Source organism: Oceaniradius stylonematis (genome assembly GCF_965223445.1).
GTDB lineage: Bacteria > Pseudomonadota > Alphaproteobacteria > Rhizobiales > Rhizobiaceae > Roseitalea > Roseitalea stylonematis.
Genome location: NZ_OZ244994.1, coordinates 639,587 through 652,567 on the forward strand (window position 1 = coordinate 639,587; position 12,981 = coordinate 652,567).

Consider the following 12,981-nt stretch of genomic DNA (forward strand, 5'->3'; position numbering starts at 1 on the left):
CGCTAGCTGCCCCGATAGGTCGAATAGCCATAGGGCGAAACCAGAAGCGGCACGTGATAGTGGGCCTCGCCGTCGCTGATGCCGAAGCGGATCGGCACCTGGTCGAGAAACAGCGGCTCGTCGCCGGCAAGCCCGTTGGCGCGCAGATAGTCGCCCGCATGAAAGACCAGCTCGTACTGGCCGGCCTTGAACGTGCCCGCCGGCAGGATGGGGCCATCGGTGCGCCCGTCATCATTGGTCACCGCCTCGGCGATCTTTGTGTGCGAATTGCCCGACACCCGGTAGAGCTGGATCGCCATGCCCGCCGCCGGCACGCCGCGTGCCGTGTCCAGCACATGGGTCGTCAGAAATCCGCCTTCGGCCATCGCGCTCGCTCTCCCCGCATGCTTGTCTGATCGGCCGAAAATCGGCATGACAAGTCCATGCACCATCTGACAGCATCCCGCGCGCTTGTGAAGTCCGGCGCGCCACACAGGAGCCGGCGGCCATGAACCGCTACCCCCGCGACATGCACGGCCACGGCCAGACCCCGCCCGACCCGAAATGGCCGGGCGGCGCCAAGATCGCCGTCCAGTTCGTCGTCAATTATGAGGAAGGCGGCGAAAACTCCCTTCTCCATGGCGACGAGGCTTCCGAAGCCTTCCTGTCGGAGATTGTCGGCGCCGCCGCCTGGCCGGGTCAGCGCCACTGGAACATGGAGACGATCTACGAATATGGCGCGCGCGCCGGCTTCTGGCGCTTGCACCGGCTGTTCGTGCAGGCCGGTGTTCCGGTGACCGTCTATGGCGTCGCAACAGCCCTCGCCCGGTCTCCCGCGCAGGTCCGCGCCATGCAGCAAGCGGACTGGGAAATCGCGTCGCACGGCCTCAAATGGATTGAGTACAAGGATTTCTCCCCCGATCAGGAAAAGCACCACATGGAGGAGGCGATCCGCGTCCACCGCGAGGTGACGGGAGAGCGTCCCCATGGCTGGTACACGGGCCGCTGCTCGGTCAACACGGTCGATCTGGCCGCACAGGAAGGCGGTTTTGCCTATGTGGCCGACTCTTACGCCGACGATCTGCCCTACTGGCACCATTATGACGGGCACGACCAGCTCATCGTGCCCTACACGCTGGACGCCAACGACATGCGGTTCGCAACGCCGCAGGGCTTCAATGCGGGCGACCAGTTCTTCGCCTATCTGAAGGACACGTTCGACACTCTTTATGCCGAGGGCGAACAGGGCCAGGCCAGGATGATGTCGGTCGGCCTTCATTGCCGGCTCGCCGGCCGGCCCGGCCGGGCGATGGCACTCAAGCGTTTCATCGACTACGCGCAATCGAAATCCGGCGTCTGGTTCGCCCGGCGCATCGACATCGCCAACCATTGGCGCGCCCTTTTTCCGCCCGAGCATCGCGCCAAGCCCTCGCGGCTCGACAAGTCCGAATTCATCGAGGCGTTCGGCGGCATCTTCGAGCACTCGCCCTGGATCGCCGAGCGCGCTTTCAACGACGAACTCGGCCCGGCCAACGACACCGCCATCGGCCTGCATGCCGCGCTCGCCCGGCAGTTTCGTGCCGCCTCCCATGACGAACGTCTTGGCGTCCTGAAAGCGCACCCCGATCTCGCCGGCAAGCTCGCTGCCGCCAAGCGGCTAACCGCCAATTCCACCGCAGAACAGGCCTCGGCGGGTCTCGACGCCCTGACCGACCGGGAACGCGCCCGGTTCGAGGCGCTGAACCTTGCCTACACGGAAAAGTTCGGTTTTCCGTTCATCATCGCGGTACGCGACCACGACAAGGCGTCGATCCTGCAAGCGTTTCAGCAACGGCTTGAAAACAGCGCCGAACAGGAATTTGCCGAAGCCTGCCGGCAGGTCGAACGGATCGCCCTGCTTCGCCTGGGCGAAATACTGCCCCACGGCGGCGACCTGTCGGGTTAGAGCCGTTCGTCTTTAGCTGCCTTTGTCGGCCCGACCTGCGCCAGCGCCGTTGTCGGCGGGTGCTGGCGCAGCATGACCGGCCTTTTCCCATGGCGAAACGGCCAGCAATCCCTCGGCCTGCCGAACGGCGTCGAGCGCGTCCAGCGCGACGATATCGGCGCCCGCAGCCCGGTAGCGATCAGGACTTGCACTGACGGCAACGCCGCCGAGACAAATCCTGACGTCGCGGCGGGCGGAGGCCTGCCGGGTCCGGGCGACCATGTCGGTGGGATCGCACGCATCGTCGCGCGCAAAGGCAATGGCCACGAAAGGAAAGTCGCCGGCCTGCAGCGTATCGTAATAGTCGGGGCCCGGCCGGAGATCGGCGCCGCCATCGACGTTCCATCCCGCGTCCTGGAAGAAGGCTTCGGCCATCGAAAAGCCCAGCGTGTGCTGATCCCCGCCGGTGTTGGCCAGCAGGATGCGCCGGCGCCCGTCTTCGTGCCAGGGCGTCCGGCCGGCCATGCGCCGCGTCACGAGCTGATTGCACATCAGCCGCAGCCGCGTCGACACGATCTCGACCCTGACGAAGTCGACCTCGTCCTCACACCAAAGATCGCCAAGCTTGGCCGCAACGGGGCGCACGATTGTCTTGTAGAAGGCCGAAAGGCTGACGCCGCTGTCCAGCAGCGTCGGCACGACTGAATCGAGAAAGGCCTGATCGGAAACAAGGAAAGCCTCAAGGACCGTCTCGGGATCGAGCCGGCCAACGCGGTCATCATCGCCGCCAGAAGGCGCCGCGACCTCGCCCACCTGCGCGGCCACATGGCGTTTGATGGCACGCTCGAGCAATTGTGTATCCAGTCGACGATCGACAGTGGGCGTGTTCAGCAGTGTATACCGGAAATCCGGTGCCGGTTGACCGGCATTATCGTTGGCCTCCACTGGGTCGTCCGGTGTCTGCCGGCGCCCTGACATTTTGCCTCCTCAGCGGCGGAAAAGACCGCACGCTCGAAAACATCTTATGATGAAATTTGACGGGAGACGAGAGAGCCGGCGAGCAACATGCGACAAAATCGTCCTTGTGGACATCATGCCCTCGGGGAAAGTGGAAACGCCGGCTCGTGACGGCGGTAAACGGCGCATAAACAAGGCGTTGTGTCCGGCTTCCGCCGGGGGATCGCCACCGCGGAACACGTCATCTGCGGTCCGGCCGGCCACCTTTCGAAGCAACATCGCGGCATTAGACATCAGTCTAATGCCGCGATGTTCAGCCATTGCGTGCGCTGCAAAAAGAAAAGACCCGCCGGACAGGAGCCGGCGGGTCGATATCCGGTCGCTGCGGAATCTATTCGGTGGCCGCTTCGCCTTCGGCCGCTTCGGCTTCTTCGGCCGCTTCGCCTTCTTCGGACATCTCGGAGAACTGCGCCAGATAGGCGATCACGTTGGCGATTTCCTCTTCGCTCTTCAGGCCGACAAACGCCATGCGGTTGCCCCGCACATAGCCGCGCGGATCGGCCAGATAGGCGGCGATCGTTTCCTCGTCCCAGACCGCGCCGCTCTCGCCGAATTCGGTCATCGCTTTCGAGTAACGGAAACCTTCGACGGTGCCGGGCGTCCTGCCGATCACATTGACCAGGTGCGGCCCGACCTTGTTGCGCTCTTCCTCGACATTATGGCAGGTGCTGCATGTGCGGAACACCTGCTCACCGGCCGCCGGATCGCCGTCGATGGCGTGCGCCGATGTGGATACGAGCACGGCGCCCGCCGCGAAAAGAAATGTCTTAAGCGATTTCACGTGGTTTCCTCCGGTTAAAATCCCTTCGCGGCTACACCTAGCACCCCAATGAGACGCGTCAACAGCTTGCAGGTGTGACCGCGGCGGTTGTGGCGCGATTTCGCGCCAACCCGTTAACGCGCTACAACTTTAGTTGGTTTCACCGGCGGGAAAAACGTCGTGGAAATCGACGACTTGCCATGCCAGAATGTCAATTGAAATTGACACTTGGAAGCCAGATCGGGGAGCAACTCATGTCGGCACCATTTCCCTTTGCCGCGATCGTCGGCCAGGAGGAGATGAAGCAGGCCCTTCTGATGGCCGCAGTCGACCCGCTCCTGGGCGGTGTTCTGGTGTTCGGCGACCGGGGAACGGGCAAATCGACCGCGGTGCGCGCCCTGGCCGCGCTTCTGCCGAAGATCGAACTGCGCGAAGGCTGCCGCTACAATTGCCAGCCGGACAAGCCGGTCGACATATGTCCTGCGTGTACCGGCGACAAGCCGCCCCGCGTCCGCACCGAACCGGCCCCGGTCATCGATCTGCCGCTCGGCGCCACCGAGGATCGCGTGTGCGGCGCACTCGATCTGGAGCGTGCGCTGGTCTCTGGCGAAAAGGCGTTCGAGCCGGGGCTGCTGGCGCGCGCCAATCGCGGCTTTCTCTATATCGACGAAGTCAATCTGCTCGAAGACCATCTGGTCGACCTCCTGCTGGATGTCGCGGCGTCGGGCGTCAACCTTGTCGAACGCGAGGGCCTTTCGGTGCGCCATCCCGCCCGTTTCGTGCTGATCGGTTCGGGCAATCCGGAAGAGGGCGAACTCAGGCCCCAATTACTGGACCGGTTCGGCCTGTCGGTCGATGTCGCCTCGCCCGATACGCTCAAGGAGCGGGTCGAGGTGGTGCGCCGCCGTGAAGCCTATGAGCGCGACCGGGACGGGTTTGTCCGCGCATGGAGCCGCAAGGACGCAGCCGTCCGGCGCAAGGTCGCAAAGGCACAAGCCATGCTCGACCAGGTGGAGACGCCGGACGCCGTCCTCGAACTGGCCGCCAACATATGCCTGCGTCTCGGCGTTGACGGACTGCGCGGCGAACTCACCCTGATGCGGGCCGCCCGCGCCCGCGCCGCCCTCGCCGGCCGCAATGAGGTGACAAAGGCCGATCTGGTGGCCATCGCGCCCATGGCCCTGCGGCACCGGCTGCGCCGCGACCCGCTCGACGAGGCGGGCTCGGCGGTCCGGGTCGAGCGCGCCGTCGGCGAGGTGGCCAATGGCGCCGCCGGCCATGCTTGAAAGCGGCCCGGCGGATTTCCCGGCACCGGCGGCCGAGCCTGCGCCTTCGGCCGACCATTCCAGCGCCGGCGATCCGGCCTGGGCCGACGCGCTGTGCGCGGCGCGGATTTTTGCCGCGGCGCCGGCGGCACTGGGCGGCATCCACGTTATCGCCCGCGCATCGCCGGTTCGCGACCGCTGGTTGGACGCTACGCGTGCCATGCTCCCGGCGACCACCCCGGTCAAGCGTATCACACCCGCCGTGTCGGCCGGCCGCCTGACCGGCGGCATCGACATTGCCGCGACACTGGCCGGCGGCACGCCCGTGCACGAAGCCGGTCTGCTCGAGACGCTCTGGGGCGGTTGCCTGATCGTCGCCATGGCCGAACGGCTCGCGCCAGGCACCGCCGGCATCATCGCCCGCGCCCATGACGCGACACCCGGATTCGGCATCGTCGCGCTCGATGAAAGCGACGGCGACGAGGATCATGCGCTGCCCGGTGCCGTCGCCGACCGGCTGGGATTGCGCGTCCGTCTCGACGGCATCGCGATCGGCGACGCGACGATCGAACGGCAAACGCCTCAGCCGCCGGACGAAAGCGCAGTCCAGGCCGTCACCATCGCCGACCCGCTGGCCGAGACGATCGTTGCGGTCGCCGCCATGCTGCGCGGCGCATCGATGCGCGCGCCTGCCCAGGCCATGCTGGCCGCCCGCATTCTTGCCGCGTCCGCCGGCCGTTCCGAAGCCTCGCCGGACGATGTCGCAACGGCGCTGCGGCTCACCTGCGGCGCGATGATCGAGGCGCCGGCGGATCAGGCGGACGGCAGCAGCGCGGACGATGATCCGGCAGACGACGCGCCGTCCCGGGACGAACGCCAGCGCGACCAACCCGACACGCCCGAGCAGGACAGCGAGACCGAACCCGCCTTCGACCCCGAACAGCTCAAGGACCTTGCCATCGCCGCCACGCGAGGCGCCAAGCTCGATCTGGCCCTGTTCCACCAGGCCAACATGACGCGCACCCGCGCGCAGAGCGCGGCGGGCAAATCGGGCGCGGTGCGCCAGGGCGCCCGGCGGGGCCGGCCGGCGGGCCTGGTCACCCGGCCGCCCTTTCCCGGCGCCCGGCCCAACGTCGTCGCCACCCTTCGGAGCGCCGCGCCCTGGCAGATGATCCGCCGCAAGGCGCGCGGCCTGCCCGCCTGGACACCCGGGGAACCGCTCTGCGTGCGACCGTCCGACTTCCGCTATGTCCGCTACGCCCACAACACCGAGTCCACTGCGATTTTTGCGGTCGACGCATCGGGCTCGACCGCCCTCGAAAGGCTCGGCGAGGCCAAGGGCTGCGTCGAACTGCTTCTGGCCGATTGCTATGTCCGCCGCGACCAGGTCGCGCTGGTCGCCTTCCGCGGCGAAGGCGCCGACGTGCTGCTGGAGCCGACCCGTTCGCTCGTCAGGGCCAAGCGGTCGCTGACCGCCCTGCCCGGCGGCGGCCCGACCCCGCTTGCCGCCGGCCTTGGCCAGGCACTCGATCTTGCCGATCGCGCCCGGCGGCGCGGCCAGTCGCCGCTGATCGTGCTTTTGACCGACGGCAAGGGCAATGTGGCGCTCGACGGCACGCAGGATCGTCAGGCGGCGCGCGCCGATGCCGAAGAGATGGCCCGGCGTGCGGCCCTGACCGGCATTCGTTCGGTGATCATCGACATTGCCCGGCGGCCGCGCGACAGCGCCCGAACCCTCGCAGAAGCCATGCACGCCGACTATGTCACGCTGCCGCGTGCCGATGCGGGCGCCATGTCCGGCATCGTCTCGAACTATCTGAAGGCGCCGCGCTGATGGCCGCCCCGGCCGACCCCGCCCCGCCCGAGGGCTGGCATGCGGTCGAGGGCCGATGGCCGAACGCCGAGCACAGCCGGTTCGTGCGGGCCGCCGGCCTTGTCTGGCATGTCCAGCGCATGGGCGAGGCCGGCGCTCCCAAATGCCTGCTTGTGCACGGCACGGGCGCATCGACCCATTCGTTCGGCGCGCTGATGCGGCTGCTGGCCGAACGGTTCGACGTGCTGGCGCCCGACCTGCCCGGTCATGGCTTCACCTCCGAGGCGCGCGGCCGCGTCCTTTCCCTGCCCGGCATGGCCGACGCGCTGGCCGGACTGCTCGACACGCTCGATTTCGCGCCCGCCATCGCCGCCGGCCACTCGGCGGGCGCGGCCATTCTCATCGAGATGGCGCTCGGCGGCCGGATCGAACCGGCCGCGCTGATCGGCCTCAACAGCGCGCTCGAACCGATCGAAGGCAATGCCATCTTCTCGCCGCTGGCCAAGGCGCTCTTCGTCAACCCGTTCACCGCCCATACAGTGGCCTTCCAGGCGCGCCACACGCGCCTGCCCCGCCGGCTCCTGGCCAACACCGGATCGGCGCTCGACGAGACGACGATCGGCCACTACGAAACCCTCGTCGGCATGCCGTCCCATGTCGCCGGGGCCTTGGGCATGATGGCCAACTGGAATCTCGAGCCGCTGCAGCGCCGGCTGGCCGACCTGAAGACGCCGACGACGCTCATCGTCAACGAGGACGACCGGATGGTGCCGCCGCGCGTCTCGCGACATGCGGCGACGCTGACAAACTCGGCCACCATCTTGTCCCTGCCGTCGGGCGGGCACCTGGCGCATGAGGCCGCCCCGCACCAGTTTGCTGAAATCATTGAGGAAACGGCGCGTACCGCCGGCCTTCTCGATACCGCCGAGGCGGCGCAATGAGCGCTCTTTCATCCTTCCCCGGCAGTTGCCAAAGCGGCAGCCCGTGTCTTTACTTGGGGTCATGATGACCGTTCACCAGACACCTCCGCCGGTCGAAACCGGACCTGACCAGCGTCCCCACGCGGTGGTGATCGGTGCCGGATTCGGCGGACTTGCCGCCGCAGTGCGCATGACCGCGCGCGGCTATCGCGTCACCGTGATCGACAAGCTCGACGATGTCGGCGGGCGCGGATACGTCCACCGGCAGGACGGGTTCACCTTCGATGCCGGGCCGACCATCATCACCGCGCCATTCGTCTTCGAGGCGCTCTGGACGCTGTTGGGCGAGCGCATGGCAGACCATGTCACGCTCAAGCCGCTGGAGCCTTATTACACGATCCGCTTCGATGACGGGCGGACCTTCCGCTGCTGGTCCGACGAAGACAAGATGCGCGAAGAAATCGCCGCGTTCGAGCCCGATGACATTGACGGCTACGAGGATTTCCTCGTCGAAAGCGAGAAGTGCTACCGGACCGGCTTTCAGAAGATGATCGACCAGCCGTTCCATTCGCTCGCCGAGATGGTGCGGCAGATGCCCGGCCTCGTCGCCCGGCGCGCGGACCGCTCGGTGCACGCTCTTGTGTCGAAATATGTCCGAAACGACCATCTCCGCCAGTCGCTGAGCTTCCATCCGCTGTTCATCGGCGGCAATCCGATGCGCACATCGGGCGTCATGAGCCTGATCTCGTTTCTCGAGCGCGAGTATGGCGTGCACTATGCCATGGGCGGCACCGGCGCGCTCGCCAGGGGCATTGCGGATCTGGCCGAGCGGCACGGCGCGCGTTTCCGGCTTGGCGTGCAGGTCGATGAGATCATCGTGAAAGAGGGGGCGGCAAAGGGCGTCCGTCTTGCTGGCGGCGAGACCGTCGCCGCCGATTGCGTCGTCTCCAATGCCGATGCCGGCTGGACGTACACGCACCTTTTGCGCAACCACAAGCGGAAACGCTGGACCGACCGCAAGGTGCGGCGCATGAACTATTCGATGAGCCTTCTGGTCTGGTATTTCGGCACCAGCCGCCGCTACGACGATATCGGTCACCACACCATCCTGATGGGGCCGCGCTATGGCGGGCTGCTGACCGACATCTTCGACAGGAAAGTGCTGGCCGACGACTTCTCGCTTTATCTTTATCGGCCGTCGGCATCGGATGCGTCGGTGGCGCCGGAAGGCTGTGACGCGTTCTACGCGCTGTCGCCAGTGCCCAATCTCGATGGCGACACCGATTGGCATGCCACGGCCGAGCCCTATCGCCAACGCATACAGGATCATCTCGAACAGACAATGATGCCAGGCCTGTCGGACGCGATCGTCACGACGAAGCTGACGACGCCGCTGGACTTCCGCGACCGGCTCCTGTCGACCAAGGGCGCCGCTTTCGGCATGGCGCCGACCATCTTCCAGCTTGCCTGGTTCCGCCCGCACAACGCCTCCGAGGAAGTGCGCGATCTCTACATGGTCGGCGCGGGAACCCATCCCGGCGCGGGCCTTCCCGGTGTCGTCTCGTCGGCGGCCATTCTCGACAAGCTGGTGCCCCATGCCACCGCACGCGCGTAGGACCCCGCTTCTGAGCGCGCGCGACCGGCGCCTGTGCCACGAATCGATTCGCGCCGGCTCGAAGAGCTTTCACGCCGCCTCGCGTCTTTTGCCGCGCGACGTCCGTCTCGGCGCGCGCGCGCTTTACGCCTTTTGCCGCTCGTCGGACGATCTGGTCGACGATGCGGGCAATGACGGGCGCGCATCGCAGCGCCTCAAAAGACGGCTTGAGCTGATCTATGAAGGCTGTCCGATCGATCTGGTCTGCGACCGCGCCTTCGCGGCAGTCGTTCAGACCTATCACATCCCCATCGAGGTGCCGCTGGCCCTGATTGAAGGTTTCGAATGGGACGAAGCGGGCCGCGAATACCGCACCTTCGCCGATGTGAAAGCCTATGCGGCCCGCGTCGCCTCGACCGTCGGTGTCATGATGACGATGGCGATGGGCTGCCGCGACCGCGCCGTTCTGGCACGCGCCGCCGATCTGGGCCTTGCCATGCAACTGACCAACATTGCGCGCGATGTGGGCGAGGATGCGCGGCGCGGCCGCATCTACCTGCCGCTCGACTGGCTGGCTGAGCAAGGCGTCGACCCGCGGGCCCTGATCGATGCGCCGAGGTTCACGCCACAACTCGGCCGCGTCGTCGCGCGCCTTCTGGGCGAGGCCGATGCGTTGTACGACCGGGCGCTGACCGGCGTTGCCGGCCTGCCGCTCGACTGCCGGCCGGCGATCCGCAGTGCGGCCTTCGTCTATCGCGAAATCGGTCGGGAAATCGGTGCGGCGGAATACAATTCCATCGACACACGCGCCCACACCAGCCGCCGCCGCAAGGGCGAACTGATCGCCGTCGCCACACTGATGCCGTTCCCCATGCGACCGCCCGCGAGCGTCCCAGCCGACCCCTCGGCCGCCTTTCTCGTCGACATTGCCGCTTCGTCCGATCCGGTCCCGCCGCGCACCATCGACGCCAAGCTCGGCCGCATGCTGGAAATCATGGGCGACGCCCGCGACCGGCAGCGGCAGGTCCGCCTCGCCGGTGCGCAGCGGGGGTGACCGGTGGAAAATCTCGGCATCATCGAGGTGATCTTCGGCGCCGTCGGCTTTGCCGTCTTCTATGTCTGGCAGATGCGCACGCTGAAACGCGACAAGGCCGCGCTCAAGGCCCGGCTTGAGGCCGAAGCAAAGGCCGATCAGGAGCCATAGCGCGCCCGGCGCGGCATGCGGAACGGCAGCATCGCCTTGACCAGCGGATTGCCAAAGCGCAGGCCCGAAAAGCTCTCATGCATCAGCCGGACCTTTTGGCCGAACAGCACCGTGTCGACCGTCTGGCGCAGGTAGAACGGCCCGTCCTCGAGCGTTTCGACCAGCACCGGCGCATGGCCCGGATCGGCATGGGCGCCGCGCGCCACGCCCCAAAAGCCGGACTTCAGCGCCGTATGGGGAAGTTCGTCGCGCTCGGTGATCGTGCCGTCGCGGCCAAAATGCAGGACCAGAAAACCGCGCGAGCCGTCTCGCCGCTCGGTGTCGTAAAGGATCACCGATTCGCCATTCTCCAGTTCGCCGCGCGCCCAGTCCCAGCGCGCGAAACTGTCTTCAAGCCCGATTTCGCCCCAATTGCTGTCGAGATAGCCATGGCCGGACCAGTCGGGCATGCCGCCCCTCGAAAAGCTGACGGCAATGTCGCCCGACGGCGCCATGGGCCACCAGCGCTGATGCCCCTCTGCGTCGATCGGAAACGCGCGATCGGTGATCGCGTGCGGCGTCAGCACGATGCGGCCCGCCACCCGCTGCGGCAGCCATTGGCGCGGCGGGCGCGGCACGGCGATCTCGTCGAAATCGATCGACAGCCGGCCATCATTCCAGGTCAATTGGCTCGGTCCGACGCGGAAATGGGTGGCATCGCGGCTCATCGCGCCGCGGCCGCGCTCGGTCATCGTCCAGCGGTTGCGCCCGGGCGCGTAGAGCGCGACATTGATGCACACATGATCGTCCGGATCGCGCCGCCCGCGCCAGGCGTAATAGGGCGAAAAGACCGAACCGACGAAGGCGATCACCGAGACGCCGTAGCGCCCGCAGGCGCTCATTCCATCGACATACCACCAGAGATAGCCGCCGCGGGGAACGATGGCGTCGAAAACCGGTCCGACAGAAAAGCGTCCGCCGCCAGCATGCCGGAAAGCGTCGCCATCGGCACGCCCGGCCCCGGATGAACGCTGCCCCCCGCCAGATAGAGGCCCTTGAGGGCCGTCCTCGCCCCCGGCCTGCGAAAGCTCGCCATCCAGCCGTGCGACGCCCGTCCGTACAGCGCCCCGCCGCTGCCCGGAAACAGCCGGTTGAACGACGCCGGCGTCGTCACCCGGGCTTCCAGCGCCGTCCGGTCGATGTGCAGGCCGCATCGCGAAAGTTGGTCGAGGGTCAGTGTCAGGCATTTGTCGGCCTCTTGATCGTCATACTCTGTCATGTCGCCGTCGCCCGGCGCATTGATCAGCATCAGCACGCGCTCGGTGCCCCGCGCCCGCGCCTCGGGGCTGAGCGTGCCGTCGCTCGCACGGTCCTGCGCACAGATATAGGCGGTCGGCGCTGCTGTTGTCGCGCGCCGCTCGAAGATCGCTCCGAACTCGTCGGCATAGTCCGGCGAGAAGAACACATTATGATGGACCAGCGGAAACTCCGGCACCGTCATCAGCCCGGTCCACGCCATCGCCGAAAGGGAGCGCTCAGCCGGCGTGACGGGCTTGCACTTGGCGGCGAGCGCCGCCGTGCCGAGCGCGCCGTTTGCCAGCGCCGACACATCGCCGTTGAAGACGACGGCACTTGCCTCGATCGCCTCGCCGCCATCGAGCACGACACCGGTGACGATACGATCCTCATGGGTGACGATGCGGCTGACGCCGGCGCCGAACCGGTAACCCACGCCGCGCGTCTCGCCGAGCCGCACAAGCCCCTTGGCCAGCGCATGCATGCCGCCATCGACCATCCACACCCCGTCCTGCTCGACATGGGCGACGAGCATAAGCGTTGCCGGCGTCATGAAGGGCGACGAGCCCACATAGGTGGAATAGCGCGCAAAGAGCTGGCGCAGGCGCGGATCGGGAAAATAGCCGCCCAGCGCCGACCAGATCGTCTGAAACGGCCTGAGCGCGAGATGCCGGTGGATCGAAAGCGGCCCGATCCGCCACAGGAACTGTGCCATGTTCGGCCGCTGGTCGGCCATGAACGGTTCCTTCAGCGTCTCGAACATGCGCCGGCTGTCGGCACAAAAGCGGCGGTAGCCCGCCGCATTGGCGTCATCGCTGAAGGCTGCGATCGCCTCGGCCGACCGGTCGATATCCGCGTGCAGATCGAGCCTCGTGCCATCGGTCCAGAAATGGCGCGCCAGAACCTTTGCCATGCCAATGTCGACCACATCCTCAAGCCGCTGCCCGGATCCTTCCAGCAACCGGTCGAACACCCATTTCATCGTGAAGACGGTTGGCCCACCATCGATTGCCGCATCGCCGACCATGACGTGCCGCGCCTTGCCGCCGGGCGCCGCCTCCTTCTCCAGAACGAGGACATCATAGCCATGTCCGGCCAGACCGATCGCCGCGGCCAACCCACCCATGCCCGCCCCGATGACGATGATCCGCTCGCGCTGCGCGTGTCTGCTCATGCCGCGTTGACATTTTCCGCCGTTGTGTCAATTTTACTTTACAGTCTTTTATGTCG

At 66.7% G+C, this 12,981-nt stretch carries 12 protein-coding genes; 7 read left to right on the top strand and 5 right to left on the bottom strand.

What is annotated here, in order from left to right:
• Positions 1 to 2: 2 nt before the first annotated feature.
• A complete protein-coding gene (gene uraH / locus ACOQOU_RS03235) occupies positions 3 to 365 on the bottom strand; it encodes a hydroxyisourate hydrolase (protein ID WP_109768477.1) in 363 nt (120 codons plus the stop codon).
• 122 nt (positions 366 to 487) lie between these two features.
• Between uraH and puuE the strand changes: the two genes are divergently transcribed.
• Positions 488 to 1,924 (top strand): allantoinase PuuE, encoded by a 1,437-nt coding sequence (gene puuE, locus ACOQOU_RS03240; RefSeq protein ID WP_306026438.1) that lies wholly within the window; start codon positions 488 to 490, stop codon positions 1,922 to 1,924.
• A gap of 12 nt (positions 1,925 to 1,936) precedes the next feature.
• Here the strand turns inward: puuE and ACOQOU_RS03245 are convergent, their stop codons facing one another.
• Both ACOQOU_RS03245 and ACOQOU_RS03250 read right to left on the bottom strand, forming a co-directional pair.
• The gene (locus ACOQOU_RS03245) at positions 1,937 to 2,755 is read right to left on the bottom strand and encodes a cobalamin B12-binding domain-containing protein (RefSeq protein WP_306026439.1); all 819 of its coding nucleotides are present in this window, start codon (positions 2,753 to 2,755) and stop codon (positions 1,937 to 1,939) included.
• Positions 2,756 to 3,251: 496 nt separating this feature from the next.
• Complete coding sequence (locus tag ACOQOU_RS03250) at positions 3,252 to 3,701, bottom strand: c-type cytochrome (RefSeq protein WP_109768445.1); 450 nt, start codon at positions 3,699 to 3,701, stop codon at positions 3,252 to 3,254.
• Positions 3,702 to 3,934: 233 nt separating this feature from the next.
• On the opposite strand from ACOQOU_RS03250, the gene bchI reads away from it, so the two are divergent.
• From bchI to ACOQOU_RS03280, 6 genes are all read left to right on the top strand, one after another.
• On the top strand, positions 3,935 to 4,966 hold the full coding sequence (gene bchI / locus ACOQOU_RS03255; protein ID WP_306026440.1) for a magnesium chelatase ATPase subunit I: 1,032 nt from the start codon (positions 3,935 to 3,937) through the stop codon (positions 4,964 to 4,966).
• The gene (locus tag ACOQOU_RS03260; protein ID WP_306026441.1) at positions 4,944 to 6,779 is read left to right on the top strand and encodes a VWA domain-containing protein; all 1,836 of its coding nucleotides are present in this window, start codon (positions 4,944 to 4,946) and stop codon (positions 6,777 to 6,779) included. Before bchI ends, ACOQOU_RS03260 begins: the two co-directional genes overlap by 23 nt.
• Complete coding sequence (gene bchO, locus ACOQOU_RS03265) at positions 6,779 to 7,699, top strand: alpha/beta fold hydrolase BchO (protein WP_109768448.1); 921 nt, start codon at positions 6,779 to 6,781, stop codon at positions 7,697 to 7,699. The genes ACOQOU_RS03260 and bchO overlap by 1 nt, the downstream gene beginning before the upstream one ends.
• Before the next feature lie 61 nt (positions 7,700 to 7,760).
• Positions 7,761 to 9,293: a phytoene desaturase family protein gene (gene crtI / locus ACOQOU_RS03270; protein WP_306026442.1), complete on the top strand. Its 1,533-nt coding sequence runs from the start codon at positions 7,761 to 7,763 to the stop codon at positions 9,291 to 9,293.
• Complete coding sequence (locus ACOQOU_RS03275) at positions 9,274 to 10,326, top strand: phytoene/squalene synthase family protein (protein ID WP_109768450.1); 1,053 nt, start codon at positions 9,274 to 9,276, stop codon at positions 10,324 to 10,326. The genes crtI and ACOQOU_RS03275 overlap by 20 nt, the downstream gene beginning before the upstream one ends.
• A 3-nt stretch (positions 10,327 to 10,329) precedes the next feature.
• Positions 10,330 to 10,476, top strand: coding sequence for a hypothetical protein (locus ACOQOU_RS03280; RefSeq protein WP_158585294.1), 147 nt, complete (start codon positions 10,330 to 10,332; stop codon positions 10,474 to 10,476).
• Here ACOQOU_RS03280 and ACOQOU_RS03285 read toward each other — a convergent pair.
• Both ACOQOU_RS03285 and crtD read right to left on the bottom strand, forming a co-directional pair.
• Positions 10,464 to 11,357, bottom strand: a complete 894-nt coding sequence (locus tag ACOQOU_RS03285) for a carotenoid 1,2-hydratase (protein ID WP_306026443.1) — start codon at positions 11,355 to 11,357, stop codon at positions 10,464 to 10,466. The genes ACOQOU_RS03280 and ACOQOU_RS03285 overlap by 13 nt on opposite strands.
• The gene (gene crtD, locus ACOQOU_RS03290) at positions 11,354 to 12,925 is read right to left on the bottom strand and encodes a 1-hydroxycarotenoid 3,4-desaturase CrtD (protein ID WP_420578834.1); all 1,572 of its coding nucleotides are present in this window, start codon (positions 12,923 to 12,925) and stop codon (positions 11,354 to 11,356) included. Before crtD ends, ACOQOU_RS03285 begins: the two co-directional genes overlap by 4 nt.
• Positions 12,926 to 12,981 lie beyond the last annotated feature (56 nt).

Excerpts from the sequence above, each read along its gene's own strand:
- uraH (WP_109768477.1), bottom strand. The coding sequence starts at position 365 with ATGGCCGAAGGCGGATTTCTGACGACCCATGTGCTGGACACGGCACGC.
- puuE (WP_306026438.1), top strand. The coding sequence starts at position 488 with ATGAACCGCTACCCCCGCGACATGCACGGCCACGGCCAGACCCCGCCC.
- bchI (WP_306026440.1), top strand. The coding sequence starts at position 3,935 with ATGTCGGCACCATTTCCCTTTGCCGCGATCGTCGGCCAGGAGGAGATG.
- ACOQOU_RS03260 (WP_306026441.1), top strand. The coding sequence starts at position 4,944 with ATGGCGCCGCCGGCCATGCTTGAAAGCGGCCCGGCGGATTTCCCGGCA.
- bchO (WP_109768448.1), top strand. The coding sequence starts at position 6,779 with ATGGCCGCCCCGGCCGACCCCGCCCCGCCCGAGGGCTGGCATGCGGTC.
- crtI (WP_306026442.1), top strand. The coding sequence starts at position 7,761 with ATGATGACCGTTCACCAGACACCTCCGCCGGTCGAAACCGGACCTGAC.
- ACOQOU_RS03275 (WP_109768450.1), top strand. The coding sequence starts at position 9,274 with ATGCCACCGCACGCGCGTAGGACCCCGCTTCTGAGCGCGCGCGACCGG.
- ACOQOU_RS03285 (WP_306026443.1), bottom strand. The coding sequence starts at position 11,357 with ATGAGCGCCTGCGGGCGCTACGGCGTCTCGGTGATCGCCTTCGTCGGT.
- crtD (WP_420578834.1), bottom strand. The coding sequence starts at position 12,925 with ATGAGCAGACACGCGCAGCGCGAGCGGATCATCGTCATCGGGGCGGGC.